The sequence below is a fragment of the Collinsella sp. AF31-11 genome (genome assembly GCF_003475605.1).
In the GTDB taxonomy this organism is placed as follows: Bacteria; Actinomycetota; Coriobacteriia; order Coriobacteriales; family Coriobacteriaceae; genus Collinsella.
The window spans coordinates 134158-159879 of the sequence record NZ_QRQS01000003.1 but is presented as its reverse complement, the minus strand read 5'-3'; the positions used below and the strand labels follow the sequence as shown (position 1 = coordinate 159879).

Sequence of the window (25722 nt, the reverse complement as noted above, 5' to 3'; positions counted from 1 at the left end):
TTGCGAAGGGCGTAGGCCTTGCCGGCGTCCATCCTGCCCGTATCCGCCTGGTGCGGCGGAAGATAGCCGGAGCCGGCCGTCTGCGGTATTGTACCAGCATCTTCCAGGTCGGGTTCGACGGGGGGGACACCCGTGGGGGAATTAGACGAGGCGCTCGCCCTCCTGGCCGACGAGGCCGGCGGGGGGCGACGAGTACGGCGACGTGTATTCTCCAGACTGGCCCGATCGGGGCTCCACAAACCGAGAAGAGGACCCCTTCCCCAAATGGCTCGAAGTGGGCCTGCTCGTGCTGACGGTCTGCCATGCGATATTCCAGGGCGGTCTCTACTGCAAGTGGTTCTTCTAGCCCCGCTGCGCATGCCTGAAGCGTAAAAAAATAGGGCAGAGTCGCTTGCGCAAGTCCGCCCCTAAAACCGTGAAGGTTTTGCTATCTGCAGGCTATTCTACCAACCCGAGCGATTCTGTCAACCTGCGAAGAAACTCGAGCGCGGAGCGAGCTGCGGCGTCGGGCCCCTTGTCGGGCAGCGCCTCGGTTTCGCCGTCGGCCCTGGCGAACATCTCGGCGAGCTCGGATGCGGCGCGCGAGCGCGAGGAGCCCTCGGGTACCAAGCCGGAGTGCGCCACGAGCACGGTCGCGACCTCCTGCATGGCCGTATTCCCCATCCACTTCCTCCTGGTCGCCTTGGGAATTCCCACGGCGGCGACCCTTCGGGAGACACCGCTGGACGCCGAGCCCCGGGCGGCGCCCCTCTCGGCGAAGCAGTTGATCAGGCACGAGCCGTGCGCGGCGCAGTTGCGGACGGACTTCACGCGCTTGAGGTCGTAGTGGGAGGCCTCGAGGCGCCTGTCGTCCCATCGCCTGGCGCAGAAGCGCACGAAGTCGATGAGGGTGCCGAACGAGGTGAGCTCAAGGAAGGCCCAGGCGGGCATGTCGCCGGAGTACTTCGCGTAGAGGCTCGAGCTGTAGGGGCTGCGGCCGCTCATCTTGAGCTCGCGCAGGCGGTACTCCCTGTTTGCAGTGGTAAGCGATGCCATATAGTCCGCCACGATGGCGTAGCCGTCCTCTCCGCGGTCCTCCATCTCGCGAAGCAGTGTCACCTTCTGGAAATGCTCGATGTCGAGCGTCATGCCGAGCAGGGCGTGGCGCAGCTCCTGGTCGAGCGCCGCGAGCAGGCGCAGCTGGCCGAAGTCGAGGTCTACGTAGCGGCCGTCGCGCGGGCCTCCCTCGTATTTCGAGAAGAGTTTGCGGTAGGATGCGAGCTTGAAGAAGTTGCACTTGTCACGCAGGTAGTCCGCGGCCTCTTCCTCGGAACACAGCTCGAAGGCTACGCCCTTCTGCTTGAGGTGCTCTATCTGCTGCTCGATCGTGAGGATCGGCTTCCTATCGTGGGGTTCGGCCATGCTCGGTCTCCTGTCATAAAAAGTATTGCCTATTTTACCAGCATGTTCTCGACATTCGATGGAGGCCTCATCGTCGACTCATGGGCAAGCCGCCTGATACGACTCCCTTTCCCTGTCAGCAGCGCAGTCGCCTGACCTGCGGCTTTGGAATCGCGTTGGAAGCCGCCCGCGACCAATCATTTGCAGTTGTTGCGAGTGGCTTGCGCGTGATGCTGCGGTTGAGTTTCAGAAACGGGCGATTCCGCCCAATCGGGCACCCGAATCACGGCCGGAAGCTCCTTTGGGACAAAAACAAAAACTCAATGCCCTGAGTTTGAAAAAAAGTTTTGAGGTTGTCCCAACTTTTGTCCACGAAGCCGACGAAACGCGACATCGCGTCATTCGGCGGCACGCGTTCCGTGTCGATGCCGAAAACTGGGTGCAACTGGAATGACGGGACGACAGAACCGAAGCCATCGAGTGGGAATAGAAAATACCTTAGTTATGGGGGTATAAATTGGATTTCCTTTAGGATGCACCCCCATAACTATATGAATTGACCTGCTGACTCCAATGAAGATTGGTGGGTAACTGCCAGGGGTGGCGGCCCAGCGAGTGTTGTTTTGCGAGCTATGCGCATTGAAAGCAACCTTTCGTGGTATAAACTACTTGCCGGAAGCCGCGGCTTTCAGAGTACGGCTTACGTGTACGTTTAACCTCCGTGGGCGACGGGGTGCCGCAAGGCGTAGAATATCGCCCACCTGTAGGGGCCTGCAGCGATGCGGGCCCCGCTTCGTATGAAGGGGGCGTAACCGATGAAGATCGTATCCATCTCCCAGGACTTCTTCGACCTCGTCGAGGGCGACCGCGAGCTCATGCTTAAGCACAATCTCCCCTGCATCGTGGTGGTGAGGCTGCGTTTCCGCGGGAAGCGCAGGGACTTCGCCGTGCCGCTGCGTTCCAACATCGCCCCCAACGTGCCCAAAGACCAGTACTTTGCGTTGCCACCCCGCCCCACGACGCGCCCCGGCTGCCGCCACGGCATCCACTACATCAAGATGTTCCCCATAACCAAGTCCTACCAGCGTCGCTTCAGGACCGAGGGCTCGGCCTACTACGAGACGCTCCAGCGCATCATCGACGGCAACACCAAGCGCATTGTCTCCGAGTGCCAGGCGTACCTCGACCGCTACGAGCGCGAAGGAAGGCCCCGCTTCGCCGTCGACATCGACCGCATCGTGGGCCTGCTGGAGGGCGAGAAGTAGGGCACCTCGGCTCAATCCCGAGCCATGCGGAACCGCTTCACATTTTTGAACGCCGCGCGCCCCAAATACCCGAGAAACAGGCTATGAGGTGCGGCGGCGCACTCGTGCCTGCGCGCAGCCATCTCCATCAGCGTCTACGGTGCGCTACAACATCGCGGGCAAACCGCCTGACAAGCCGAGCTTTCTGATCGTTCCGTCTATGAGCTACGTTGCCGTGCGGGGCAAGGGCGATCCCAATGCCGAAGGCGGCGCGTAGCAGAACGCGTTGCCGATGCCCTATGGCGTCGCCTATACCATCAAGATGTCGAAAAACGGCCCGCGAGAGATCGAAGGCTATTTCGACTTCGTCGTGCCTCCGCTCGAGGGCTTCTGGTGGCAAGACCACACCGATGGCGGGATCGATTACGCGCGGAAGGACGACTTCAACCTCATCTCATGCATCCGCCTGCCCGATTTCGTCACTCGCGAGGACTTCGACTGGGCCGTCTCGGAAGCCGCTGCCAAGAAGAAGCTGGACTTCTCGTCGGTCGAGCTGCTGAGGGTCGACGAGGGTCTTTGCATTCAGCGCATGCATACCGGGCCTTACAACGACGAACCGGCGACCATAGACGCCATGCGCACATTTGCAGCGGAACGGGGCTACGCCCCCGACTTCTCCGAAGCCTGTCTGCATCACGAGATTTACCTCTCCGACCCGCGCAAGTGCGCGCCGGAGAAGCTCAAGACCGTGATCCGTCATCCCATAAAGTTGATTTAGCGAAGCGAGTGACGCCGATCGCTTCGGCTTTTGGGCGCTCGCCGTGGCGTGGGCGGCAGCGGGACGTGCCCTGCGACCGGTGGCGGAGGCCGAGGCGCGGGAGCGCGCGTTCGTTTGCACCGCCTCGCACGACCTCGTCACCCCGCTCATGGCGGTGACCGCGAACTACGACGTGCTTGAAGCGGAGGCATCCGATCAGACCGGCCTTGCGTCCTGGGTCGCCAACATCCGTGCAGCGGCGGACGAGATGGCGACTCGCATTGCTGACATGCTCATGCACATGGGCGGCGACTAGCCAGGGCGAGCCCTGCAACGGGCATTATTATCCGGGAAGCGTTTGATTGCGAGACACGCCGGTGTGAGGGCCTGAGTCGTCAGGCCCCGCACAGGGGGACCGCGATGGTGGCCACCGCGCCGCCCGAGGGGCTGTTGGCGAGCGAGACGGAACCCCCATGGGCGCTCGCGGCCTCGGAGGCGGCGTGGAGGCCAGATGCACTCCAATGTCAGGGAGATGAAGACCGTGGCGAGGACGCTCAGGAAGGAGCGGGAGGGCATCCTGAACTGGTGGAAGAGGGGCTCCACAAACTCGTTCCTGGAAGGGCTGAACCCCGTCGTCCAGTCGGTCCGCAGCGCTGCAAGGGGCTTCAGGAGCATCGCCTATTTCAGGACGATAATCTTCCTCCGGCTGGGCCGCCTGGACTTCACGGCCCAGAAGAAGCTGACATGCGCTACCCACTAGAAACGTCGAAGAGCCCATTTTTGGCCTTCGGTGGCAAATACGAGCGCTTGCCATAAAAATGAGCGACGTCTCTACCTGCAGCTTGCCAAAATCGACCTCCGATGGCAATGGTAAAAGTGTCATCGGAGGCCTGTTTTGGCGTTGGTTTTTGCCACTGGAGGTCGATTTTGGTTTTTAGGCGCCATCGGAGGCCGTTTTTGGCGCGGAGCCGGGCTTCTGCCTGTGTACGTGCGCGGGCACTGCGGGCTTTATCGCCTCCAGGAGCGGGCGATTTCCTGGTAGCGGCGCGCAGCGAGGCTGCCACGTTGCCAGATCAGGCGAAAGTCGTGCTCGACAAAGAAGTCGCTTGGGGTGATGTCGCGCAGCTCGCCCTGATCGAGCTCGCGCTCAACCGCTGCGCGGTACAAAAACGTAATGCCAGTCCCCGCCCGGACGCACAGCTTGATGGCGGGGATGCTGGCGACCTCGAACGTGCCTGCGAAGTCGTCAAGATCGAGGTCGCGCGCGGCGAGGTGCTTCTCTAGGATCTCGCGCGTGCCCGACCCCGCTTCGCGTAGGATGAGCCTGCGGTCGAGTAGGCTGGCCATGGATACCGGCTTATAGGACGCGTCGAACTCATCTGCGCTCCCAACAGCTACATAGCGCTCGCGCGATACCGGGGCGGAGTCGAAGAGGGCCCTGTTAAAGGATCCTTCTACCAAGGCGAAATCAATAGTACCGGCCTCCAGGCCTTCCACAAGCTCCTGCGTGTTGCCAACGCTCATCTGCACCATCTCGTCGGGATGTTTTGCCATATGGCGGGCGAGTACGCGGGGAATCCAATAGTCGCAGATGGTGCGCGTGCAGCCAAAACGCAGGGGAGCCTTGGCGGGCTGCTCCAGCGTTAGGGCTTTCGCTTGCGCCTTGAGCCTCGTCTCATCGTTCTCCATTGTTTCGAGCGCTCGAAACAGCATCGCCCCCGCTTGCGTGAGCTCGCCGCGCCGGCCGCCCTTGTGGAAGAGGGCGCACCCGTAATGCGCCTCGAGCTGCCGGATATGCTGCGATACGGCGGGCTGGGTGATATGGAGCTCCGCTGCCGCCTGCGTGAAGCTGCCCAGCCTGCAGACCGTCAAGAACGTATGGGTGCGGTAATCCAGCACGTTGACTCCTATGCTCAAGAATCATCTATAACATCGTCCATATATAACAAATACTTATAGAGTGATAACCAATAGGGTGAAAAGAATTATAAGCCAAGGTAGTACTATCGCTATGCATTCAATCTTGGCTGTTTGCCGAGAGAGATTTGGGTTTATGTCGTAGGCGGCGGAGCGGTTCCGCGCATGCAGGGACGGCGCGTATAGAGAGGAAGAAGATATGGCGGAAAGAACGTGGGACAAGGTTCAAGATAGCTGGAGGGGCGTGGCGCTATGCCTGCTTATCGCTCTGCCGGCATGGTTTTTGGGCAAGCGCTTCGACGTGATCGGCGGGCCGGTCTTCGCCATCCTCATCGGTATGGTGCTGGCGCTGTTTATTAAGGACGACGCGGCGTTGCCGTTTGCGCCCGGTATCAAGTTCACCTCTAAGAAGATCTTGCAGTACGCGGTTATCCTGTTGGGCTTTGGCCTCAACCTTTCCCAGATCGCGCGCGTGGGCGCCCGTTCGCTGCCCATTATCGTGGCGACTATCACCACGTCGCTGGTGATTTCTTTCGCCCTGCATCGCGCCCTCAAGATCCCCACCAAGATTTCCACTCTGGTGGGCGTGGGGTCGTCAATCTGCGGCGGCTCGGCAATCGCGGCGACCGCTCCGGTTATCGATGCGGACGATGAGGAGATCGCGCAGGCCATCAGCGTCATCTTCTTGTTCAACATCATCGCCGCGCTTATTTTCCCGGCTCTTGGCGGCATGCTTGGCCTTTCAAACGAGGGCTTTGGCCTGTTTGCCGGCACCGCCGTCAACGACACCTCGTCCGTAACCGCCGCCGCTGCCGCGTGGGACGGCATACACCCTGGCGCCAATACGTTGGACGAGGCGACCATTGTGAAGCTCACCCGCACGCTCGCCATCATCCCCATCACGCTGGCGCTGGCATTTTGGCAGGTTCACAAGGCCAAGCGCGCCGCCGCGAACGGCGAGGGCGGCGAAGCTGCGGGCACGTTCGATATCAAGAAGATCTTCCCCTTCTTTATCCTCTTCTTTGTGCTTGCCAGCGTGATCACCACGGTCTTCGCGCTACCTGCGGGCGTGACCGCGCCCATAAAGGAGCTCTCCAAGTTCTTCATTGTTATGGCTATGGCGGCGATTGGTTTCAACACCAATATAGTCAAGCTGGTTAAGACGGGCGGCAAACCCATCTTTATGGGTCTGTGCTGCTGGATCGGCATCGCTCTGGTGAGCCTGGGCATGCAGCATCTGCTTGGCATTTGGTAGGCTATTGTCTTTAAAAGGAAAAAAGCATCGCGCGTTCTGCGCCTCGAAATCTCAGAAGGGGTTTCGAGGCGTTTTTTAGGGCGGCGGATTAGCATTCTGAGTGCAACGGCATGGGGCCTGCTCACGAGCGTGGCGCACTCCCGGGGGCTACGATGTTGGCTGTCTAGGTCAACGTCGGAGCGAGGGGACATGCGCCGCTACAGGCATCTTAGCGCCGAGGAGCGCGACAGGATAGCGGAGATGCACGCGAGGCATGAGGGGGTCTCGGCTATCGCCGCTGCGATAGGCAGGAACAAGTCCACGGTGAGCAGGGAGATCGCCAGGAACGGCCGGAACGGGCGCTACGGGGCCATCGCCGCCCAGTCGCGCTCCGACGCCCGCCGCAAGGCCTGCAGGCCCCGCAAGAGGCTCTCCGACCCGGCCCTCGCGGCCGAGGTGCGCAGGCGCATCGTCGACGACCGCCGGTCGCCCGAGCAGATAGACGGCAGGTCCCGCCTCGAGCGCGGCGGGCGCTGCGTCGTGAGCTTCTCCACCATCTACCGTGCCGTGAACGCCGGCGAGCCCGCCTATTCCGAAGGGGGCATACGGGCGGTATCCGCCCGCTATGATTCTCGTAGTTCATCTTGACCACGGGTTCATTTTAAGTAAGCAGTGCAGCTATGAGCTGAGGATAAAGCGCCACAGTGTGCCCCGCGCTCTCGACTTCTCGGTAGAAACGTGAGCCTTTGGTCAATGCATCTCAAGATTGAGCGATGGTTCCGCTTTTGATTTGGTGGCATGACGGAGTGCGACGGCATGGCATTGTCGCATCGCTGTGCTGTCGCAGCGCCAGACGTCTTCGTGGCCGCCGTTCAGCCCTCGTCGAGCTCCTTCAGCCGGAAGAGGCAGCGGTCCAGAAACCCGCTCCTGGCTTGCGCGGCAAGGAGTCCGTCGCAGAAGCGGTCGCCACGAACGCACCACGTGATGCATGCACGTATCAGGTCAATGTCCCCATGGTCGATGTCGCAGCTGTCTATGCCTTCCGAGGTGTCGATGCCATGGCGTTCAAGCGTCTCGAAGTAGCTGGTGTCCGCGAACCCGTCCAGTTCATAGAAATCGTCGACGAAATCCTCGAGTCCGAGCGTCCCGCCCCCAAGCTCGACATTCATGTTTCTGTCCTCCAGCTTGCCAGCGTGCTTGGTTAGTCTTTCGAACATGTTCGCTCCTTAGCTCAAAAGTCCGTTGTCGCCCAGGTAGTCCACGAAGGCATCGATGATCTGAGCCGTGCGAGTCGCGATGTCTATTTCGGTGAAGTCTCCCATGACTTGTGTCAGGCGCTTGAGTTCCGCGATCTTTGTTCCGGCTTTGCGCTTGCCATTGCCGTCGGTGTATCCCTCATAGTACTTGCGTTTATCGCAGAATCTGTAGTCGGCCGCGCGGATGTTTACACGCTTCTCGAGCAGCGCCTTGTTACCCAGCGCCTCCAGGTTGGATTGGTCGACGAGCGGGTCTACCTCGTTGCGCTTCTTGGCATAGATGTGCTCAATTTCGAGCGTAGTGTCTAGGTCCATGAGTGGTTGATCTGGGTCTGCGTACGCCCACCAAGTGAGCATGGACTTCGTTACAGGCCTGCCGTTGGTGAACACGTAGGTTCGGAATCGCTCAGCAATATTTGCGCGATTGAAGTGGTGGTTGGGAAACTCCACCGGGCGGTGCTCCACGATGTTGATCATCTCGGGATACACTGGCGAACGCAGCGCATTTACGCCGGGACGCTCAATGGCGTAGGCGAGAACGAATGCCGTGATCTTGTTTAGAAAGCCGTAGAGTGCCTCGTCATCGAGGACACTTTTGCTGTCGCGGTTGGCAAGGAACCAGACGCTTAGCAGATAGGTCCACATGCCGTTGGGGGCGTAGTTCAGCACGAAGAGCCTGCGGAGCACGCGCTCGCTGAACCCTTCCTGCGCGTCGACGCGTTTCCAGAAGCCGAGCAGCGCCTCGAGATCGTCGAGCGTGGCGTCCTCCTTGAGCATGGCGTAGCCATCGGCACCGAAGAAGTCGCGCAACGATGCGGTGGTCGTGTCGCGGATGCCTTTCTTCGCGCGGCGGTAGTACATATAGCGCGTAAATAGCTCATCGGTTGGTGTACCGCGCATGGGCCGGAAGATAGCGTTCGCTCCCTCCTCGAGCGCCTTCCAGCGACGGATGAACTCGTCCTTGCGCCCCGTGTCGGAATAATGCTTGTAGAACTGGCTCTTGAAGATGTCGGCATCCGAGAGAGGCAACCCTCGGTCGTTTAGAGTCGAGAAGATGCGTAGCGCGGTGTCCTGCGACTCCGCTTCAATGGGTAACAGTATCACATTGTTGATGACGCGTGTGGCCATGTAGACGGTGTAGGTGGGCCACTCGCTCACCAGTTGTTCAATTTTCCTCTGGAAGAAAGCGAAGTTGCGGGCATAAGCGCTCTTCCAGCCATCGCCTACGTTGCCCTCTCGTAAAATCTCGAGGAATTCATTCTTGTCGTTGTCCGATGCAACCTCGGAGTCGATCTTGAGGCGCTCCATGTCGGGCTCGTCGAACTCGTCGGTTTTCCATACACAACGGGCGATTGCCTCGCGCATCTTCACAGACTGCTTATCCTTCATGTTGGTGAACTTGTCGTAGAACGCGCGGAGCAGCAGCATGATGGTGGTGAGGCGCTGCTGGCCGTCAATGATCTCAAGTTGGCCAGAGAGGTTCTTAAAGGTGACGATGGGCCCTAGAAAGTATTCGTCGTTTTCGCTGTCGAAACGCTCGTAGTCATCGCCTGGAAAAGCGAACGAGAACAGGTCATCCCACAGCGTTGCGCATTCATCCTCGCCCCAGGCGTAGGGCCTCTGGTAGTCGGGGATGAGGAAGTCTGATCGCTTATCGGTGAGAAGATCGCGAATCGATCGCTGGTCGATGTTGAGCTTGGACATGAGCTGTACCTTCCGCGCAGGAACAATCAAGATGACACGGATTATATCGCCGAAGTCGTCATTCGCTCCATTGCTGAGAGTTATTGAATCTAGCAACCTCTGGCCAACCCTTACGGTTTCATGTCGTGATCCATATCGGCGCTGATCAATGCCCGTGATGCTTCTGCTTGCACCTTCTTTGGAGGGCACGAACGAGAGATGCGGTCTACAGACGATTGAATAGCTCCATTCGTTTTGGTTACAAGAAAACATGCCGTGCGCCTGCGGCATGAAGGAGGGAGATTCCTATGAATATCGTTATATTGAGCGGCAGCCCGCGTAAGGGCGCCAATACCGACACCATGGTCGAGGCGTTTGCCGAGACCGCGCGCGAGGCCGGCCATACGGTCAAGGTCATCCGCGTTGCCAGCAAAAAGATCGCCGGTTGCCTGGGATGCCAGTACTGCTTTACCCATGAGGGCACCTGTGTGCAGAAGGATGACATGACCGACGTGATCGAGTCGCTGAAAGATGCCAACATGGTCGTCTTCGCTTCGCCTATCTACTGGTTTGATATCACTGCGCAGGAGAAGGCCGCCATCGACCGCCTGTACGCCTTCGGTGCCACGGGATTCCCGTTCACCAAGACGGCTCTTTTGCTCGATAGCCACAGCGAGGGCGTCTATGATGCGGCGATCGCTATGTACAAGTCAGCCTGCGCGTACTGCAAGTGGGAGGACCAGGGCATTGTCACCATTAGCGGCATGACCGAGCGCGACAGCATGGCCTCCTCGCCCAAGCTGGAAGAGGTGCGAGAGCTCGCTCGCAAGCTCGCCTAAGGGCTCGAAGAGCGCATGGCAATCAACACTAGTGGAAATGCTTGCTGTCCTTACCAAGAGGATTGCTGATTGCCATGCATTGAAGTCCTTGCGGACAATCTTGGCGCGCCAGGAGACCTTCTCGTTCAAGAATTCCCTGAACGCGGGGATGTCGAAGCCGACGAGGCCACGTCCACGTTCCCCGATAACGCCGTCCTCGAGGAGGCGGCGTTTGTATTGGCTTGCGTAGTTGCTGGCGACGCCCATACGCTTGGCAATTTCTGAGACCCTGCTGGGGCCAGAATCGGGCAGAAGACTGTGAGTGAAAAGCAGGAGTAGCGCTCCCGATTTTGACCAATTAACGTTTGTACGAGATAATAGACTCCATAACGGGAGGCGATTGTATGTACATCGAGCGCGAAATTGAACAGACGATAGATTCGATGCTGGGACAGGGAAAAGTTGTCTTGGTGACCGGAGCGCGCCAAGTTGGGAAGACGACGGTTCTCAAGCAACATCTAGGCGACCGATTCGACTATGTTTCGATGGAGAACCCGCGGGATTATCTTCTTGCAAAAGAGGACGCCGCCCTGTTTTTCGAGTCTCATGATCTGCCGATCATCATTGATGAGATTCAGCGAGTGCCTGAGCTTTTTTCTCCGGTGAAGTGGGTTGTCGATCAATCAGAGGAGAAGGGCCGAATCGTCCTCACGGGATCCCAGACATATCACCTTATGAAAGGGGTGAGCGAATCCTTGGCGGGGAGGATTAGAATTCTGGAGATGCCCTCTTTAAGCTTGCGCGAACTCGTTGGTGGTCCCCAGGGCCCTCGTCCGTATATCCCCAAAAAGGTTTCCTTGGCCTCTAAGATGTCTTCGGGAAATATTTGGAACATCATCCATAGGGGTTCGATGCCCGAACTGCAAGACCCAACTATCGATTGGGACTCCTATTATTCCGACTACGTTGCCTCATATCTCGAACGCGATGTTCGCGATCTTGTAAACGTAAAGGATGAGGCGAAGTTCTACAGCTTTATGGTCGCGTGCGCAGCGAGAACGGGGCAACTGTTAAATGCCACCGATATTGGAAACACCGTTGACGTCGACCGTAAGACGGTGAAGGCTTGGCTCTCGGTTTTGCAGGCGTCGAACATCGTTCGGATTGTCGAGCCCTTTTGGCCTAATGTCGATAAGCGTCTGACCAAGACCCCTAAGATATTCTTTATGGATACAGGTCTTGTTTGTCATCTAACGAGGTGGATAACGCCGGAGCAATTGCGCAATGGGGCCGCGGCGGGGCATATATTTGAGACGTTCGTTGTCTCGGAAATTTTGAAGAGCTTTATGAACACGGGGAAGAGCCTTCGCGACGTATGGTTCTATCGAGACCAAAAGAAGCGCGAAATTGATTTGCTCATCCAAGAGGGCCATATTCTCCATCCCGTCGAGGTGAAGATGTCGGCCACGGTGGGCAAAGATGCGGTGAAGAATTTTTCCTGTCTCGAGGGTCTGACCGGCTATGAAATTGGGTTTGGACACGTTGTCTGCCAAACCCCGGATCCATACCTTATTACCAAGGATGTCCAAGCGATTCCCGTGTGGGGCATATGATATACGTTGCAACGAGCGGGGCCCGGAGCGCGATGTTGCTGCGTTCCGGGCCCCACCGTTTTAAGAGCTTATGGCGGTTCTGCCGTTGTTTTAGTCAAACAGGCTCGGCATGTCGTTTTCCTTCATGAGGGCACCGGCAGAGGGGAGGCTCTGCGCAGTGAACTTTTCGGCCGAGACACCGGCACCAAGAATCTCTTCGGTCGTGCCGACGGTGGTGACCGAGCGGCCCTTCTTGGCCGTGAAAGCCTGGACGCCCTGCGTGTTGGTGGTCGTCTTGGTCTTAAGCAGCGACGTGTTGAAGTTCATCAAACGATAGTCGCTCGAGACCAGCGCGATGTCGCGATCTTCCTTGAGCACCTGCGCATACAGCAGCTTACTGCCGCCGTAGATGGCGTTCTTAAGGCGCTTGCGGTTGGTCTTGGTGACGTATCCGGCAAGTGCGACGCGCACCACGCGGCCGTTCTCAAAGACAAACAGTACGTCGGCTTTGTAATCCTCGGGGTCGATGACCCAGAGCACGCTCTCGTCGGGTTCCATTTCGAGGTCGGTCGGCAGGTATGAGCCCAGCTGGGCCGACTTGGTATCCTCAAACGCCGCAACCTTGCACTTGTATACCTGGCTCTTGTTGGTAAAGACCAGCAGCTCGTGAGTGTTGGAGGACGGGAACTCGATAAAGGGTTTGTCGCCGTCCTTGTACTTGAGTGTGGTCGCCTTCTTGAGCACGCGGTCCGTCATCTTCTTAAGGTAGCCATCGCGCGAGAGCATGATAGTGACCGGGTACTCCTCGACCTCGGGCTCCAAGCTTACTTCGATAACCTCATGGGGCTCGATCCTGCCCGTGCGGCGCGGCATCACGTACTTCTTGTTGACCGCGGCCAGCTCGTCGCTGATGACCTTCTTGATGTTCTCCTCGCTGGAGAGGATCTCCTCGAGCTCGGTAATCTCGCCCTCGAGTTTTGCGATGTCCTTGGTGCGGTTGAGGATGTACTCCTCGTTGATGTTGCGGAGCTTAAGCTCGGCAACAAACTCGGCCTGGGTCTCGTCGATGTCGAAACCCTTCATAAGGTTGGGCACGACCTCGGCCTCGAGCTTGGTGCCGCGAATGATGGCGATGGCCTTGTCGATGTCGAGCAGGATCGCCTCGAGGCCGTGCAGCAGGTGCAGGCGCTCGGACTTTTTGCCCAGGTCAAAGTTAATGCGGCGACGCGTGGACTGAATGCGCCATGCGACCCACTCGTGCAGGATCTGGCGCACGCCCATAACGCGGGGGTAGCCGTCGACCAGCACGTTGAAGTTGCACGAGAACGAGTCCTGCAGCGTGGTTGAGCGGTAGAGCTTCGCCATGAGCTTATCGGGGTCGACACCGCGCTTAAGGTCGATTGCGATGCGCAGGCCCGAAAGGTCGGTCTCGTCGCGGATGTCGGCGATCTCTTTGACTTTGCCCTCTTTGGAGAGCTTGACGATGCGCTCGATGATGACATCGGTCTTGGTGGTGTAGGGAATCTCGTAGACCTCGATGATGCGCTCTTCGGGAATCCAGCGCCAGCGGGAGCGAATCTGGAAGCTGCCAAGGCCGGTCTCGACGATCTTCTCCATCTCCTCGCGGCGGTAGATGATCTCACCGCCGGTCGAGAAATCGGGCATGGGCATGTACTCGAGCAGGTCGCAGTCGGGGTCCTGCAAGTAGTGCATCGTGGCGGTGCAGACCTCGTTGAGGTTGAAGCCGCAGATGTCGGATGCCATGGCGACGCCGATGCCCTTATTGGCCGAGACGAGGATGTTGGGGAACGTGGTGGGCAGCAGGCGCGGCTCCTTCATGGCACCGTCGTAGCTGTCAACAAAGTCGACCGGGTCCTTGTCGATGTCCTTGAAGATCTCGGCGCTGATGGGCGCGAGTTTGGCCTCGGTATAACGCGAGGCGGCGTAGCTCAGGTCGCCCGAATAGTACTTGCCAAAGTTGCCCTTTGACTCCACGAAGGGGGCAAGCAGCGCTTCGTTGCCGGTAGCCAGGCGCACCATCGTCTCGTAGATCGCGCCGTCGCCGTGCGGGTTGAGCTTCATGGTCTGGCCCACGATGTTGGCGCTCTTCTGGCGCTCGCCCTTGAGCAGGCCCATCTTGTACATGGTGTAGAGTAGCTTGCGGTGCGAGGGCTTAAAGCCATCGATCTCGGGGAACGCACGCGACACGTTAACGCTCATGGCGTAGGGCATGTAGTTGACCTCGAGCGTCTGCGTGATCGGCTGGTCGGTGACCTCGGAGTGCAGGCCGATGACGTTCTCGGCGTTGACCTGCTTTTTCTTTGGCTGGTTCTTCGTCTTCTTCTTTGCCACGATTTCCTCTTGAACTTCTTATGGGCCGTCGTTATTGATTTGCTGCTACTGCAGATCTAGCTGGTCCAGGTATTCCTTGCCGTGCTCGGAGATATGGCGCTTACGGCCCGCCTCGTCGTTGCCCAGCAACAGGTTGAACATGGTTTCCATCTTGGTGACGTCCTCGGACTCCACCTTGATCAGGCGGCGCGTTTCGGGGTTCATGGTGGTGAGCCACATCATGTCCGGATCGTTTTCACCAAGACCCTTGGAGCGGTTGATGGAACACTTCTGGTCGCCAATCTCTTTGAGGATGCCGTTTTTCTCGAGTTCGGTGTAGGCAAAGTAGGTTTTCTCTTTGCAGTTGATCTCGTAGAGCGGCGACTCGGCGATATACACGTACCCCTCGTCGATAAGCGTGGGCACCAGGCGGTAGAGCATGGTGAGCACGAGTGTGCGGATGTGATAACCGTCGACGTCGGCATCCGTACAGATGATGACCTTGTTCCAGTTGAGGTTGTCCAAGTCGAAGGCACCAAGGTTCTTGATGCGCTTGTCCTTGATCTCCACGCCGCAGCCCAGCACGCGCATGAGGTCCATGATGATGTCGGACTTAAAGATGCGCGGATAATCCTCCTTCAGGCAGTTGAGGATCTTGCCTCGGACGGGCATAACGCCCTGGAACTCGGCATCGCGCGACGTGCGGATGGCGCCTGCTGCCGAGTCGCCCTCTACGATGTAGATCTCGCGACGGTTCTTGTCCTTGGAACGGCAGTCGATGAACTTCTGCACGCGGTTGGCCATGTCGGTCTTCTGCTGCAGATTGGTCTTAATGCTCTGACGCGTCTTCTCGGCGTTCTCGCGCGAGCGCTTGTTGATGAGTACCTGCTCCATGATCTTGTTGGCGGCGTCTTTGTTCTCGATCAAGTAGGTCGAGAGGCGCTCCTTAAAGAATGCCGTCATGGCCTGCTGGATAAAGCGGTTATTGATGGCCTTCTTGGTCTGGTTTTCGTAGGACGTCTGAGTGGAGAAGCAGTTGGTCACCAGTACCAGACAGTCCTGAACGTCTTGCCACTTAATGCCGCTCTCGTTTTTGTTGTACTTGCCTTGGCCCTTAATGTAGGCATCGATGGCGCTGGTCAGAGCACTGCGCGCGGCCTTCTCGGGCGAGCCGCCGTTCTCGAGCCATGATGAGTTGTGGTAGTACTCCTGCATCATGAAAGTGCGCGAGAAGCACATGCAAGCAGTGATTTTTACGTTGTAATCGGGCAGGTCCTCGCGATCGCGACCGCGACGATCGGCCTCAATAAAGAAGGGCTCGGTAAGGTAGTCGGTACCGACCTTCTCAAGCACGTAGTCCTCGATGCCCTTGGGATAGCAAAAATCCTCTTCGGAAAACTCGCCATCGTCACCCTCAATGCGCAGGCGGAAGGTCACGTTGGCGTTGACCACGGCCTGGCGGCGCATGGTCTCGCGATACCAGTCGTGGGGAATGCTGATCGAGGTAAAGACCTCAAGATCGGGGCGCCACTTGATAGTGGTGCCGGTGCGGTTCTCGTCGCTGGGCTCAATCTCGAGTGCCTTCTTCTTGGCGCCGACAACCTTGCCCTTCTTAAAGTGCAGGGAGTACTTGTTGCCGTCGCGCCAGACGGTGACGTCCATGTACTCGGAGGCGTACTGGGTCGCGCACGAGCCCAGGCCGTTGGTGCCGAGCGAGAAGTCGTAGTCGCCGCCCTGGTTGTTGTTGTACTTGCCGCCGGCGTAGAGCTCGCAAAAGACGAGCTCCCAGTTAAAGCGCTTCTCGGAGGGGTTCCAGTCGAGCGGGCAGCCACGGCCGTTGTCCTCTACCTGAATAGAGCCATCGCGAAAAGCGGTGAGGGTGATGAGCTTGCCGTAGCCCTGGCGCGCCTCGTCAACGGCGTTGGACAGGATCTCGAAGGCGGCATGCGCACAACCGTCGAGTCCGTCCGAGCCAAAGATGACGGCGGGGCGCAGGCGTACGCGCTCCTCGTCCTTGAGCTGGCGGATACTGTCGTTACCATAGTTTGCGGTGTTTTTTGCCATACTCGCTCTCTCGGTGCTCCTTTGCTGCGTTTAAGTCATATAGATAGTCAAAGTAGCATAGCCCAGCCCACAGACGATTCCACCCAACACGAAATCCATCGAACAATCGTTCGTGGTATATTGATTGATGTTACTTTATTGGGAGAAATAGCTGAATGAAATCAAGAGTTATTTGATTTCATTTAGTAGAATAAGACATATATTAAACGAAAACGAATCAAGAGAGCTTTTATTTAATAGAACGGTGAAGATATGAAGATTATCGAACGTCCTCAATATATGGAAGCGCTTCTTGGCGCTAAGGGAACGCCGGACATCAAGGTTATTACCGGCATTCGTAGGTGCGGCAAATCTGTTCTACTGGAAGCTCTTGCTGATCGCTTTCGTGAGGCCGACCCCGATGCCAATATTATCCGCATCAATTTCAATCTCCTCGAATTCGAGGAACTAACGGATTATCGAGCATTGCATCGCTACGTTGAGGAAGGCTATTGCGAGGGCCTCGATAACATTGTGATGATCGATGAGGTGCAAACCTGCGTTGGGTTCGAAAAAGCGGTCAATAGCCTTCATGCATCGGGAAGATACGATATCTACGTTACTGGCTCCAACGCTTTCTTGCTTTCGAGTGATTTGGCGACGCTTTTTCGCGGGCGGACATATGAGGTTGAAGTATTTCCGTTTTCCTTGCTTGAGTTTTCGACATATCACGAAATTCATAACCCGGACGAAGCGCTTGACCGATATTTGAGAGAGGGCGGAATGCCTGGCTCATATTTGTATCCTAGCGAGCGAGCTCGCTATCGATATATTGCGAACGTGCTAGATGTCTTGGTTTTGCGTGATGTGGAAGAAAAGCATGGGGTTCGTAACAAGGTGCAGCTAGAACGTGCATGCGATTTCCTAATGGACAATATCGGTAACATATCTTCTGTTAGCGGGATTGTGGCTGCGCTGGATGCTGCCGGAACACGCGTTTCCGTGGCAACGCTCGCCCAGTACCTCGGATATTTATGCCAGGCCTTTGCGTTCTATCGAGTGCGCCGCTATGACGTAGGCGGTAAAAAGTACCTCACTTCGGGTGATAAATACTATTTATCGGATCATGCAATCAGATACGCAAAACTGGGCACTAAAAAGCTCGACTTCGGGCACGTATATGAAAATATGGTCGCCATAGAGCTCCTAAGACGCGGTTGGGAAATCTATGTCGGGGTGCTTTATAAGAAGGAAATCGACTTCGTGGCAATTCGTCGCGATGAGCGAGTGTATATCCAAGTTAGCGATGACATTTCGCGTCAGGAGACTTTTGAACGCGAAGTGGCACCCCTGCTTGCGATACGTGATGCGTATCCCAAAATGGTCATTGCGCGAACAAAGCACGAGGCTGTTGATTATGAGGGGATTAAGGTGGTCGACATCGCCCGATGGCTGATGGGGGAGGGGCCGGATGTCGAATAGCGGACAGTGATAGTTTACGCTCGCGTTTACTCGGACAAAACCGAGTCGGTTTTGTCCGAGTAAGTTTGAATAGCGAATCGAAATTGTTATGTCCACATGGCGATGGCGGACATGGTTTCCATAATGACAGATATAGTTGACATCTTGTGAAGGATACAATATATTTCTGTCATGTTGCAACGGATATCTGTCCATTACTACGAAAGGAACTCCATGCCGGGCAAAAAGAACCTACGCATGAAGGCGGCGCGCGCGGCGGTTGGCCTTTCGCAAGCTGACTTGGCCCAGGCCGTGGGCGTTACGCGCCAGACCATCGGCCTGATCGAGGCGGGCGGCTACAACCCCACGCTCAATTTGTGCGTGGCAATCTGTAAAGCGCTACGCGTTACGTTGAACGACTTGTTTTGGGAAGACGAGAGCGACGTCGACCCTAATACTCTTTAGGAGTTCGCTATGAAATATGAAGATCTGAAAATCGTGCAAAAGTGGCGTGAATATGCCGGCCCAAAGGATGAGCGCCTGGAGGCTGAGAACGCGAAGATCTACAAGATTGGTTTCGTGCTGCTTTCGTTTGGCATGTTGATGATCTTTTTCTACCAGTTTATAGCTCGACAGGTTGCGTGGGTTCACAGCGACGCTAGTGAAATGCCGCATGGCTTTGCAACGCCGTTCGAGGCAGCCATGTATTTGTGGCTCGTTATCGTGATGTTGATTTGCGCAGGACTGCAAACGCGGAAGGGCTATGTCGATACCAATCGTTTTGGGCAAACCGAGCATCTTCCTGTTGGATATTTCATGCTTGTCAGCGGTCTTAGCGGCGCCGCGTTCGCGCTTGTTATTGCCGCAATGCGCTGTATCGCTGAGGCGCAGATCGTACCGCTCGAAAGCGTCTTTTGGTTGGCGAACCTGGCCACGGGCGTGTTCTGCGGTGCGACGATTTTCGCGGCCACGTTTGCTGCCCCGTGCGCAACTTTTTTCACGGCGAAAAGACGCCGTGCCAAGCTCGAGGCAGAACTCGACTCCTCTGACGACATCTAATGCGTAATGGGCTGGCTCTGGGTATCCAGAACCAGCCCATTTGATGTTCGATGAGCCGAGTCGGCGTCTCTCGAAAAAACAGCTAGGAGCTAGCGAGGCGTATCCGAATTGACCTCATTGGCGGTGTCGGTTTCGAGTGCCGTACGGCGGGCGCTGTAGGCGACGAGGCCGGCGCCTGCCGCGGCGAGTGCTGCAGCGGCTGCCATGAGGGGAGCGTTGACATCGCTCGTGCCCGCAAGCACGCCCGCTTTTCCGGAACGCTTGTTATTGCCGTGGTCCTTGCCACTGCCGGAGCTGCTTCCGTCGGATCCGCCGCCCTCGTCAGCGCCGCCGCCACTCGAGCCACCATCGCCGTCTGCTGTCATCGGGGCGTCGTGAAGTCCTGTCGTATCCGCGCTGCCGCATACGCCGACCTGCACTTCTGAGCGTTCGCATGCCGCGTCGGGCACATGAAGCTCGTGCAGTACGGCGCCCAGTGCCGAGTTTGCGCCGGGTCGGATTTCCTCGAGCGTTACGGGATCGAGCGCCACCAGGTCACGCGCCTTCGCATACAGCGTGACGCGTTTGCCCACCTCGTCGCCCCAGCTCTCCGGGATGGCAAAGCTCATGCGGAATTGTGCCGTGCAGCCCGGTGCCAGCACGGCGTTTCCATTGTCGGCAACCAGCGGGTGCGTTGCAAAACGTGCGCCCAGCGTCTCGAGTGCGTATTTCACGCGTGCCATATCGTTGGCCGAAGCGTCCTCGGCAAGCTCTGGATCGTAGATCGAAGCCATGCGTGCGTTCGCTCCGAATCCGATGGATGCGCTGGAGAACGGCTGGCTGGAGCCCTCTCGGTACAGATCGATCGTGCCGGCGGTCAGCAAGGTGTTGCCGTCGTTTCGCACCGTGACCAAAAAGGATTCGCCTGCTGCTCCGGGCACCACCGCGCCCGAGGTAGCGACCGCGCCCGTCGGAGTGGCACACGCCACCAAGGGCACTTCGATGCCGTGCAGCTTTGCCTCGCTCTTCTCCGCGCTCACAATGTGCGTGGCGAGCGCGGAGAGCATGCCTCCCGACGTCAAAAATGTCGTTATCTGATCGACGGGATGGTCCAGTTCGCACATCACGAACGGCTCCGTGAACAGATCGCCTGCCAAGGTGCTGGCGAAGATGCGGAAGTGCTTGCCCATCACTGCTACCGGGTTGCCTTCTTCGTCGTAGGTTTGTCCCACCTTGCCATCGGTGTTCTCTACATAGAGCACGCACCTGCCGTTGTTGCTCACGCTAAACGATGCCGGGCCACAGCCTGCGGCGCCCACGGGCTGCGTTGCAAATGCCGATGCGCCTCGCGTCCAAGTAATATGCTGCAGTTGCTCGTTGACGGTTGCCAAAAAGCCCGAATGTTGTGGCCACGGCACCGCACAGGATACCGTGGCGTCTGGTGACATAACGTCCCAGGCAGCAATGGACTGGCCGATCACGGCGTATGATGCGCAGCCGCAACCGTCTGCGGTCTCGTACGCAACGGGCACCACCATTTTGCCGTTGATATTTTCGGGTGCGCCCAGCTCGATGCTCGACGGTGCTTGCGGAAAGCGGAGAACTTGGCGGAACGTCAGGCTGTCGCCCGAAACGTCCGACCACAGGGTAAAGCACTCCAGCGCAACCTCAGCCTCGCTGCCGAGCGCCTTTTCTGCGGTGGTTCCGTGGCGGTGGAGGTAGGCACCCGACAGGCGCCCGTCGACCACCGTCTTGCCCACCGTGATACGCGGGCACTGCAGGCAATGGTAGCCATCCTCTTGCAGGCGGCCGCGCGAGATGCTGCGCCATGACGTATGCGACACCACGCGGGTCTCGTCATTACTTATGCGCAGGCGCACAACGGACAGTATGCCGGCTGTGCTTGCCGTATCGAAAAGGGTGTTGTCGCCGGCGGGGCGCTCGCCCGAGACCAGCAGCACGTAGGCGTCCCGGTTTCCTCTACCGTCCGTATATTTCACCACGTCGAAGTCGTAATCGTATATGCTGTCGCGCTCCACGTCGTTCTCGCCAAACCCAAGGGGAAAGTCCGCGGGCGTGGGAGCGGACCACGTGCCGTTTGCCTTTGTGTGCACCACCAGGCGCGAGCGGCCATTGTCGCCGTAGCGCACCGAGGCGATGCGGAATAGACACTCCGCGCCGGCAATCATCATTAGCCTCATGTGGGCTTCGCTGAGCACGCCGGAAAACAGTACGTTGTCGCTTGAGGGTTTTATGCCGCCACGCTCGTCCTCTGACACGCCGGCAGAATTGGCGTTGGGGTCCGCAACGGCGTTCGTTGCCTGACCGATATAGGTGTACTCATACATCGGCGCGGCGTTCTCGTCGTTCTCTATCAGTGCATGGACGAAATGCTCGATCTGTCCCGTGTCGTCGCTTTCTGCATCCGCTTCGAGCTCAATGCGCGTGACCGCTTGATCCCAATCGCGCACGACAGGCGCGACGTTTACGGCAGTGGCCTTAACCTCGGCGCGTGCGAGCAGCTCGGCGTTAGTGACGATGGTGGCCGATGCGATAAATTGCGGCACACCACCTGCCTCGGCGTTGCCGGCTGAGCCGAATCGGGCATCCAGCGTATAAGGTGTATCTCCACCCAGGGCCAGCTCAGAGCGCTGGAGCACATACTGATCGCCATTGTTCACTGACATATCCCACGAATCGGCGAGTGTGGGCCACGATCCCGACCAAGCCTTGGTGGTCCACTTGAACATTACGAACTGGAGTATCACGTCGACATCGACGTCTGCACCTACGCGCAGTCGCGGAAGCTGGTGTCCATCTGCCTTCTCGTACCCAATGAACAGCGTGAGGGATGCGGCGCCGCGCACGGCAGACGAAGCGACGCCTGCAACGCCGGCGCCAAAGGTGACGGCAAGCCCGATCTGGATGGTAAACGAGCCCGACGTGTTTGAATAGTCGAGCGAAATGTTTTTAAAAAACGCCGCGCCGCTGCCGTGCGTGTGGGCACCCACGGCGAGCGCCAGCTTCGCCAGCACCCAGGGGTTGACGTTTAGGAAAAAGGGCACTGGTCCCAAGGTGAACTGTTCGGTCCAGTTGAGGTCGGTTCTTACCTGGAAGAGGGCCTTAATATTGCCACATGCGGGATCGTTGTTGTCACCCCAGGTCTTGCCCACCCAATCGTAGGCGAGCGAGCCGTACAGCTGCGTGGCGATATCCATCGTGAACAGCGGCGTGCAATGGTGGCGAAGGAGCTTGGTGTTCCTTGGATCGGTACCCGAACCAGCACTCATGCTCTTGTACTGACTCCACTTCCCCTCCATCTTGTCGAGGTAGCGGGTTGCCTGCTTGGCGCCCGACTCACGCGGTGACTTCTTCCAGTACTCCGGATCCGGATTGCCCGAATCGTTCATATAGCTGGCTGGTTTGTATCCTCCGCCAAACAGCACGTACCCGGCAAACGAGAAATCGAAGAGGATCGGAAATGTGGGCATCCAACACGTGAACTTATTACCGCCGATGCCGGGAAACGCCGCGGGGAAATCAAACGGAGTGATCTCTTGGTCCATGGTGGTGGGGACGATAGTGGTCGATCCGGATTCCGCCTTTGCGGCCGGCGCGGTGACAACGGCCATAGGGGATGAGAGTGTGTAGGTTTTGCCCTGGTAGTCGAGCATAAAGCGCAGCTTGCACCCTTCCTCCAGAAGGCCCGAAGCTGCATCGAGGAACGTGTCTTCGAGTGTGAACGTTGCCAGATTATCCGAACCCGATGCGCTGGCCTTGATCTGACCGATCTGCGTGACGGTTTCGGGCGAACTGCCCGCGGCAGGCGTCACTTTGTTGATGCGCAGCGTTGCCTGTCCACCCTGTGGCAGATGTGCCTGCACGGTAAAGGCGTGCGTATCGGGCTGCTCGTTTGCCGTGTCGTCCTTCGGCAATGCCATGAACGTGGCTTCAGCGTATTGGATGTCCCATTCGTCGAATGTGAGCTGGCGGAAGTACGGCTCGCCGTCGGAAAGCGGACGCGTGGGCGCGGTTATGGCGGTGCCGCCCTGGATACGCGCAAGGGGAATCTCGACATCGCGGTAGCCCGCCATGCTAATGGAGATGCCGCCGTTAAAGTCGTACGCGTCGAGAAGCGTTGCCTCGTCCACGTAGCCTTCCGAAAGCGGCGCGACCTCAAAGATGGCCGTGCCCTCATCGTCGGTCGTGGCGGAGAGCTGCTTGCCCGCGGCATAACGCGACGCGAGCGTGACCTGCGCTCCCTTGACGGGCATATTCTTGTTGGCGGCGTCGACCACGACCACACCAAACATGGTGCGCGAGAGAACGAGCACCCTGAAGGGGTCTTTTTCGTCGGCATAGGCTTCGGTGGGCGCGAACGGCAGCAGGAAGGCATTTTCGCTTCCCGGCACGCGAGGCAACATGATGCTCGCTAGCGAGGACGCTCCGGCAACAAGTAACGAACGGCGATCAAGCATCTTGGGCTCCCATCCCGCAGGTATCGGTGGAAATAATCCAATTTTGCGAGAAGGTGCCCCGTGGCGGTAGTGCCGTTCAAGGGTCAAAATGTCCAATTTAGGCGAGCGAAGTGCCGGGCTCCGGATCGCGTTCGATGCGCTTGGCAGCCCGGTCGCTAACGCAACATATGAGCGACCAGCTCGGCGCGCGTGCCGATGCCAAGCTTTGCATATACGCCGGATAGGCGGTTTTTAACAGTGCCCGGCGACACGCCCATATGGCGTGCGATTTCGGCGTTGGTCCACCCACGGCAGGCGAGCATGGCCATGGTGAACTCCGTGGTCGTTAGATCGTCGGCCACGTCCTCGCCCGAATCGGGGTTGTGGATGCGCCGCCAGCCGTAACTGAATCGATACGTAATCTCGATGATGCGTGCGAAATCGTCAGGGTATTGCGATTTTAGGCATGCCTCGATGAGTCCTTGCAAAAGGCCATGGTGTTCGCCGATGAGCTCGATAAGGCCGTCGGGACGCGCAATGTCCCAAGCGGCTCCGAAGTGTGCCTTTGCGGCGTCGACGTCTTTGAGGCTCATGTATGCCATGGAAGCTGCCAGGTGCAGGAACAGTTCCGAGATCGGATAGCTTTCCTGTTTCATGATCAGGGCGTTTTCCGCCATGCCCAGACTGCGGCCGTATTCGCCGCGCAGATACAAGGCGTGCGCCATCACGTAGCTGGCGAACAGGCGCAGGCCTTCGGGCAGATGCGCCGCAAGCGGATGAAACTCTTCGGCAGAATACGGGGAAGGCAAGTGCAACAGGACACTCGCGGCCGAGGCGAACAGGATATGCGTGGCGTGAGCGGCGGGCGATTCCTCGTCAGTTGGCGTATCGAGGATGCCCGTAAGGCAACGACGGGCATCGGCGATACGGTTGAGCGACAGACTGGCATATCCGCAGATAAAGCATGCGGAATAGCGCAGCGCGGGATCGGTGGCGTCAAGATAGGGGCGCGCCGTCTTGGCAGCGAGGGTGGCCTGTCCGCGAAAGTACAGCGCTTCTGCTGTGGCGATGGTGCGTGAATCGGGGTCGGAAATGCCTGCAACCGCAGCGTCAATCTGCCCCGGCACAAAGGCGGTGCACATCAACGGCATGGGAATGAGCGGGTAACTATCGCAGTCCATCTTCCATCTTCCATCAGGTGGCCACATTAGCAGCAATTGTACTCCTGTTGCTCGGGACTGGAATTTGTGGTTATCGCCTACGATTATGCCGAACGAATAAAGGAAGAGTCTATTGGCAATGCTCCCAAGGGAGCTACCGAAGTCTAGCTGACCTCGACATTAGGAAAAATTGCCACCCCTGCAAAAAGCTCCGTTGCAGCGATGGGAAACGAACCTTGCTCTGCATATAATGAGGGCATATGACAGCGCGTTTGCATATGCGCGGCGCGTTCCATCGAACCGAAAAGGAGCCCTGCATGGATCCCAACAAGCGTCCCGACGATATGGTGCGTATCACCACTCCCGAACTTGCTCAGGCGTTCATCGGCGAGCAGGTCACCGCAATCCGCGAGCAGATCGGTGACAAGAAGGTCCTGCTGGCCCTTTCTGGCGGCGTTGACAGCTCTGTTGTCGCGGCGCTGCTGATCAAAGCTATTGGTAAGCAGCTCATCTGCGTGCACGTGAACCACGGCCTCATGCGCAAGGGCGAGAGCGAGCAGGTCGTCGACGTGTTCAAGAACCAGATGGACGCCAACCTGGTCTATGTGGACGCTACCGACCGCTTCCTCGATAAGCTCGTCGACGTCGACGAGCCCGAGGCCAAGCGCAAGATCATCGGCGCCGAGTTTATCCGCGTGTTCGAGGAGGAGGCCCGCAAGGTCGGTGACGAGGTCAGTTTCCTCGCCCAGGGCACCATCTACCCCGACATTCTGGAGTCCCAGGACGGCGTGAAGGCTCACCACAACGTGGGCGGTCTACCCGAGGACCTGCAGTTTGAGCTCTGCGAGCCCGTCAAGCTGCTGTACAAGGACGAGGTGCGCGTCGTGGGCCGCGAGCTCGGCCTGCCCGAGAACATGGTTGAGCGTCAGCCGTTCCCCGGTCCTGGCCTGGGCGTCCGCTGCCTTGGCGCCATTACCCGCGACCGTCTTGAGGCGCTGCGCGAAGCCGACGCCATCGTGCGCGAGGAGATCGACAAGGCAGGTCTGACCATCTGGCAGTATTTTGCCGTCGTGCCCGACCTCCGCGCCACCGGCGTGCGCGAGGGCAAGCGCGCCTACGACTGGCCCTGCATTATTCGCTGCATCAATACCGTCGACGTCATGACCGCTGAGGTGCCCGAGCTCGACTGGGCGCTGCTCAAACGCATTACCGCACGCGTGACCGCCGAGGTCCCCGGTATCTGCCGCGTTTGCTACGACCTTACGCCGAAGCCCGTCGGCACGGTCGAGTGGGAGTAAGCTAACTCAGCTGGTAGGCGACGAGAACTAGCAGATGTGACAAAGGGACGGTC

At 58.2% G+C, this 25722-nt stretch carries 20 protein-coding genes and 1 pseudogene; 13 read left to right on the top strand and 8 right to left on the bottom strand.

What is annotated here, in order from left to right; translation table 11 throughout:
- Positions 1 to 202 precede the first annotated feature (202 nt).
- Positions 203 to 346 carry a hypothetical protein gene (locus tag DWZ22_RS10210; RefSeq protein WP_158573289.1) on the top strand — a complete coding sequence of 48 codons (144 nt, stop codon included), beginning with the start codon at positions 203 to 205 and terminating at the stop codon, positions 344 to 346.
- Positions 347 to 438: 92 nt separating this feature from the next.
- Here DWZ22_RS10210 and DWZ22_RS02740 read toward each other — a convergent pair whose 3' ends face one another.
- Positions 439 to 1401, bottom strand: a complete 963-nt coding sequence (locus DWZ22_RS02740) for an Abi family protein (protein WP_118405353.1) — start codon at positions 1399 to 1401, stop codon at positions 439 to 441.
- Positions 1402 to 2195: 794 nt separating this feature from the next.
- Here DWZ22_RS02740 and DWZ22_RS02735 point away from each other — a divergent pair.
- From DWZ22_RS02735 to DWZ22_RS02720, 4 genes and pseudogenes are all read left to right on the top strand, one after another.
- Entirely contained in the window at positions 2196 to 2645 is a 450-nt protein-coding gene (locus DWZ22_RS02735) for a hypothetical protein (RefSeq protein WP_117734610.1), read from the top strand.
- Positions 2646 to 2784: 139 nt separating this feature from the next.
- A pseudogene (locus DWZ22_RS02730) lies at positions 2785 to 3402 on the top strand (GyrI-like domain-containing protein).
- Between the two features lie 79 nt (positions 3403 to 3481).
- A complete protein-coding gene (locus DWZ22_RS02725; protein WP_006720091.1) occupies positions 3482 to 3697 on the top strand; it encodes a histidine kinase dimerization/phospho-acceptor domain-containing protein in 216 nt (71 codons plus the stop codon).
- Positions 3698 to 3892: 195 nt separating this feature from the next.
- Positions 3893 to 4141 (top strand): transposase, encoded by a 249-nt coding sequence (locus DWZ22_RS02720; RefSeq protein ID WP_117794380.1) that lies wholly within the window; start codon positions 3893 to 3895, stop codon positions 4139 to 4141.
- Positions 4142 to 4389: 248 nt separating this feature from the next.
- On the opposite strand, the gene DWZ22_RS02715 is transcribed toward DWZ22_RS02720, so the two are convergent.
- The gene (locus DWZ22_RS02715) at positions 4390 to 5280 is read right to left on the bottom strand and encodes a LysR family transcriptional regulator (RefSeq protein WP_117734608.1); all 891 of its coding nucleotides are present in this window, start codon (positions 5278 to 5280) and stop codon (positions 4390 to 4392) included.
- 217 nt (positions 5281 to 5497) lie between these two features.
- Here DWZ22_RS02715 and DWZ22_RS02710 point away from each other — a divergent pair, with 217 nt between their 5' ends.
- The gene (locus tag DWZ22_RS02710; RefSeq protein WP_117734607.1) at positions 5498 to 6553 is read left to right on the top strand and encodes a YeiH family protein; all 1056 of its coding nucleotides are present in this window, start codon (positions 5498 to 5500) and stop codon (positions 6551 to 6553) included.
- Positions 6554 to 6742: 189 nt separating this feature from the next.
- Complete coding sequence (locus DWZ22_RS02705; RefSeq protein ID WP_117734606.1) at positions 6743 to 7180, top strand: helix-turn-helix domain-containing protein; 438 nt, start codon at positions 6743 to 6745, stop codon at positions 7178 to 7180.
- A 224-nt stretch (positions 7181 to 7404) separates the two neighbouring features.
- Here the strand turns inward: DWZ22_RS02705 and DWZ22_RS02700 are convergent, their stop codons facing one another.
- Together DWZ22_RS02700 and DWZ22_RS02695 are read right to left on the bottom strand one after the other, a co-directional pair.
- Positions 7405 to 7749 carry a DUF6508 domain-containing protein gene (locus DWZ22_RS02700; protein WP_117734605.1) on the bottom strand — a complete coding sequence of 115 codons (345 nt, stop codon included), beginning with the start codon at positions 7747 to 7749 and terminating at the stop codon, positions 7405 to 7407.
- A 9-nt stretch (positions 7750 to 7758) separates the two neighbouring features.
- Positions 7759 to 9492 (bottom strand): DUF262 domain-containing protein, encoded by a 1734-nt coding sequence (locus tag DWZ22_RS02695; RefSeq protein WP_117734604.1) that lies wholly within the window; start codon positions 9490 to 9492, stop codon positions 7759 to 7761.
- A gap of 287 nt (positions 9493 to 9779) precedes the next feature.
- On the opposite strand from DWZ22_RS02695, the gene DWZ22_RS02690 reads away from it, so the two are divergent.
- Positions 9780 to 10310, top strand: a complete 531-nt coding sequence (locus DWZ22_RS02690; protein WP_118405352.1) for a flavodoxin family protein — start codon at positions 9780 to 9782, stop codon at positions 10308 to 10310.
- Positions 10311 to 10693: 383 nt separating this feature from the next.
- Complete coding sequence (locus tag DWZ22_RS02680; RefSeq protein ID WP_118405351.1) at positions 10694 to 11902, top strand: ATP-binding protein; 1209 nt, start codon at positions 10694 to 10696, stop codon at positions 11900 to 11902.
- A gap of 90 nt (positions 11903 to 11992) precedes the next feature.
- Here DWZ22_RS02680 and DWZ22_RS02675 read toward each other — a convergent pair whose 3' ends face one another.
- Both DWZ22_RS02675 and DWZ22_RS02670 read right to left on the bottom strand, forming a co-directional pair.
- Complete coding sequence (locus DWZ22_RS02675; protein WP_118405350.1) at positions 11993 to 14233, bottom strand: DNA gyrase subunit A; 2241 nt, start codon at positions 14231 to 14233, stop codon at positions 11993 to 11995.
- A 45-nt stretch (positions 14234 to 14278) separates the two neighbouring features.
- Positions 14279 to 16276 (bottom strand): type IIA DNA topoisomerase subunit B, encoded by a 1998-nt coding sequence (locus tag DWZ22_RS02670; RefSeq protein WP_118099054.1) that lies wholly within the window; start codon positions 16274 to 16276, stop codon positions 14279 to 14281.
- Between the two features lie 252 nt (positions 16277 to 16528).
- Between DWZ22_RS02670 and DWZ22_RS02665 the strand changes: the two genes are divergently transcribed.
- The 3 genes from DWZ22_RS02665 (at position 16529) to DWZ22_RS02655 (ending at position 18775) form a co-directional block, all read left to right on the top strand.
- Positions 16529 to 17737 (top strand): ATP-binding protein, encoded by a 1209-nt coding sequence (locus DWZ22_RS02665; protein WP_117743330.1) that lies wholly within the window; start codon positions 16529 to 16531, stop codon positions 17735 to 17737.
- A 213-nt stretch (positions 17738 to 17950) separates the two neighbouring features.
- Entirely contained in the window at positions 17951 to 18181 is a 231-nt protein-coding gene (locus DWZ22_RS02660; protein ID WP_117743329.1) for a helix-turn-helix transcriptional regulator, read from the top strand.
- A gap of 9 nt (positions 18182 to 18190) precedes the next feature.
- A complete protein-coding gene (locus tag DWZ22_RS02655; protein WP_118405349.1) occupies positions 18191 to 18775 on the top strand; it encodes a hypothetical protein in 585 nt (194 codons plus the stop codon).
- Positions 18776 to 18864: 89 nt separating this feature from the next.
- On the opposite strand, the gene DWZ22_RS02650 is transcribed toward DWZ22_RS02655, so the two are convergent.
- The gene (locus DWZ22_RS02650; RefSeq protein ID WP_118405348.1) at positions 18865 to 23232 is read right to left on the bottom strand and encodes a hypothetical protein; all 4368 of its coding nucleotides are present in this window, start codon (positions 23230 to 23232) and stop codon (positions 18865 to 18867) included.
- 155 nt (positions 23233 to 23387) lie between these two features.
- On the bottom strand, positions 23388 to 24392 hold the full coding sequence (locus DWZ22_RS10250; protein WP_199407122.1) for a helix-turn-helix transcriptional regulator: 1005 nt from the start codon (positions 24390 to 24392) through the stop codon (positions 23388 to 23390).
- 296 nt (positions 24393 to 24688) lie between these two features.
- Here DWZ22_RS10250 and guaA point away from each other — a divergent pair, with 296 nt between their 5' ends.
- The gene (gene guaA, locus DWZ22_RS02640) at positions 24689 to 25669 is read left to right on the top strand and encodes a glutamine-hydrolyzing GMP synthase (RefSeq protein WP_118405347.1); all 981 of its coding nucleotides are present in this window, start codon (positions 24689 to 24691) and stop codon (positions 25667 to 25669) included.
- The last annotated feature ends 53 nt before the right edge of the window (positions 25670 to 25722 follow it).

Excerpts from the sequence above, each read along its gene's own strand:
- DWZ22_RS02665 (WP_117743330.1), top strand. The coding sequence starts at position 16,529 with ATGAAGATTATCGAACGTCCTCAATATATGGAAGCGCTTCTTGGCGCT.
- DWZ22_RS02735 (WP_117734610.1), top strand. The coding sequence starts at position 2,196 with ATGAAGATCGTATCCATCTCCCAGGACTTCTTCGACCTCGTCGAGGGC.
- DWZ22_RS02720 (WP_117794380.1), top strand. The coding sequence starts at position 3,893 with ATGCACTCCAATGTCAGGGAGATGAAGACCGTGGCGAGGACGCTCAGG.
- DWZ22_RS02670 (WP_118099054.1), bottom strand. The coding sequence starts at position 16,276 with ATGGCAAAAAACACCGCAAACTATGGTAACGACAGTATCCGCCAGCTC.
- DWZ22_RS02695 (WP_117734604.1), bottom strand. The coding sequence starts at position 9,492 with ATGTCCAAGCTCAACATCGACCAGCGATCGATTCGCGATCTTCTCACC.
- DWZ22_RS10250 (WP_199407122.1), bottom strand. The coding sequence starts at position 24,392 with ATGGACTGCGATAGTTACCCGCTCATTCCCATGCCGTTGATGTGCACC.
- DWZ22_RS02705 (WP_117734606.1), top strand. The coding sequence starts at position 6,743 with ATGCGCCGCTACAGGCATCTTAGCGCCGAGGAGCGCGACAGGATAGCG.
- DWZ22_RS02680 (WP_118405351.1), top strand. The coding sequence starts at position 10,694 with ATGTACATCGAGCGCGAAATTGAACAGACGATAGATTCGATGCTGGGA.
- DWZ22_RS02690 (WP_118405352.1), top strand. The coding sequence starts at position 9,780 with ATGAATATCGTTATATTGAGCGGCAGCCCGCGTAAGGGCGCCAATACC.
- guaA (WP_118405347.1), top strand. The coding sequence starts at position 24,689 with ATGGATCCCAACAAGCGTCCCGACGATATGGTGCGTATCACCACTCCC.
- DWZ22_RS02660 (WP_117743329.1), top strand. The coding sequence starts at position 17,951 with ATGCCGGGCAAAAAGAACCTACGCATGAAGGCGGCGCGCGCGGCGGTT.
- DWZ22_RS02740 (WP_118405353.1), bottom strand. The coding sequence starts at position 1,401 with ATGGCCGAACCCCACGATAGGAAGCCGATCCTCACGATCGAGCAGCAG.
- DWZ22_RS02710 (WP_117734607.1), top strand. The coding sequence starts at position 5,498 with ATGGCGGAAAGAACGTGGGACAAGGTTCAAGATAGCTGGAGGGGCGTG.
- DWZ22_RS02650 (WP_118405348.1), bottom strand. The coding sequence starts at position 23,232 with ATGCTTGATCGCCGTTCGTTACTTGTTGCCGGAGCGTCCTCGCTAGCG.
- DWZ22_RS02700 (WP_117734605.1), bottom strand. The coding sequence starts at position 7,749 with ATGTTCGAAAGACTAACCAAGCACGCTGGCAAGCTGGAGGACAGAAAC.
- DWZ22_RS02655 (WP_118405349.1), top strand. The coding sequence starts at position 18,191 with ATGAAATATGAAGATCTGAAAATCGTGCAAAAGTGGCGTGAATATGCC.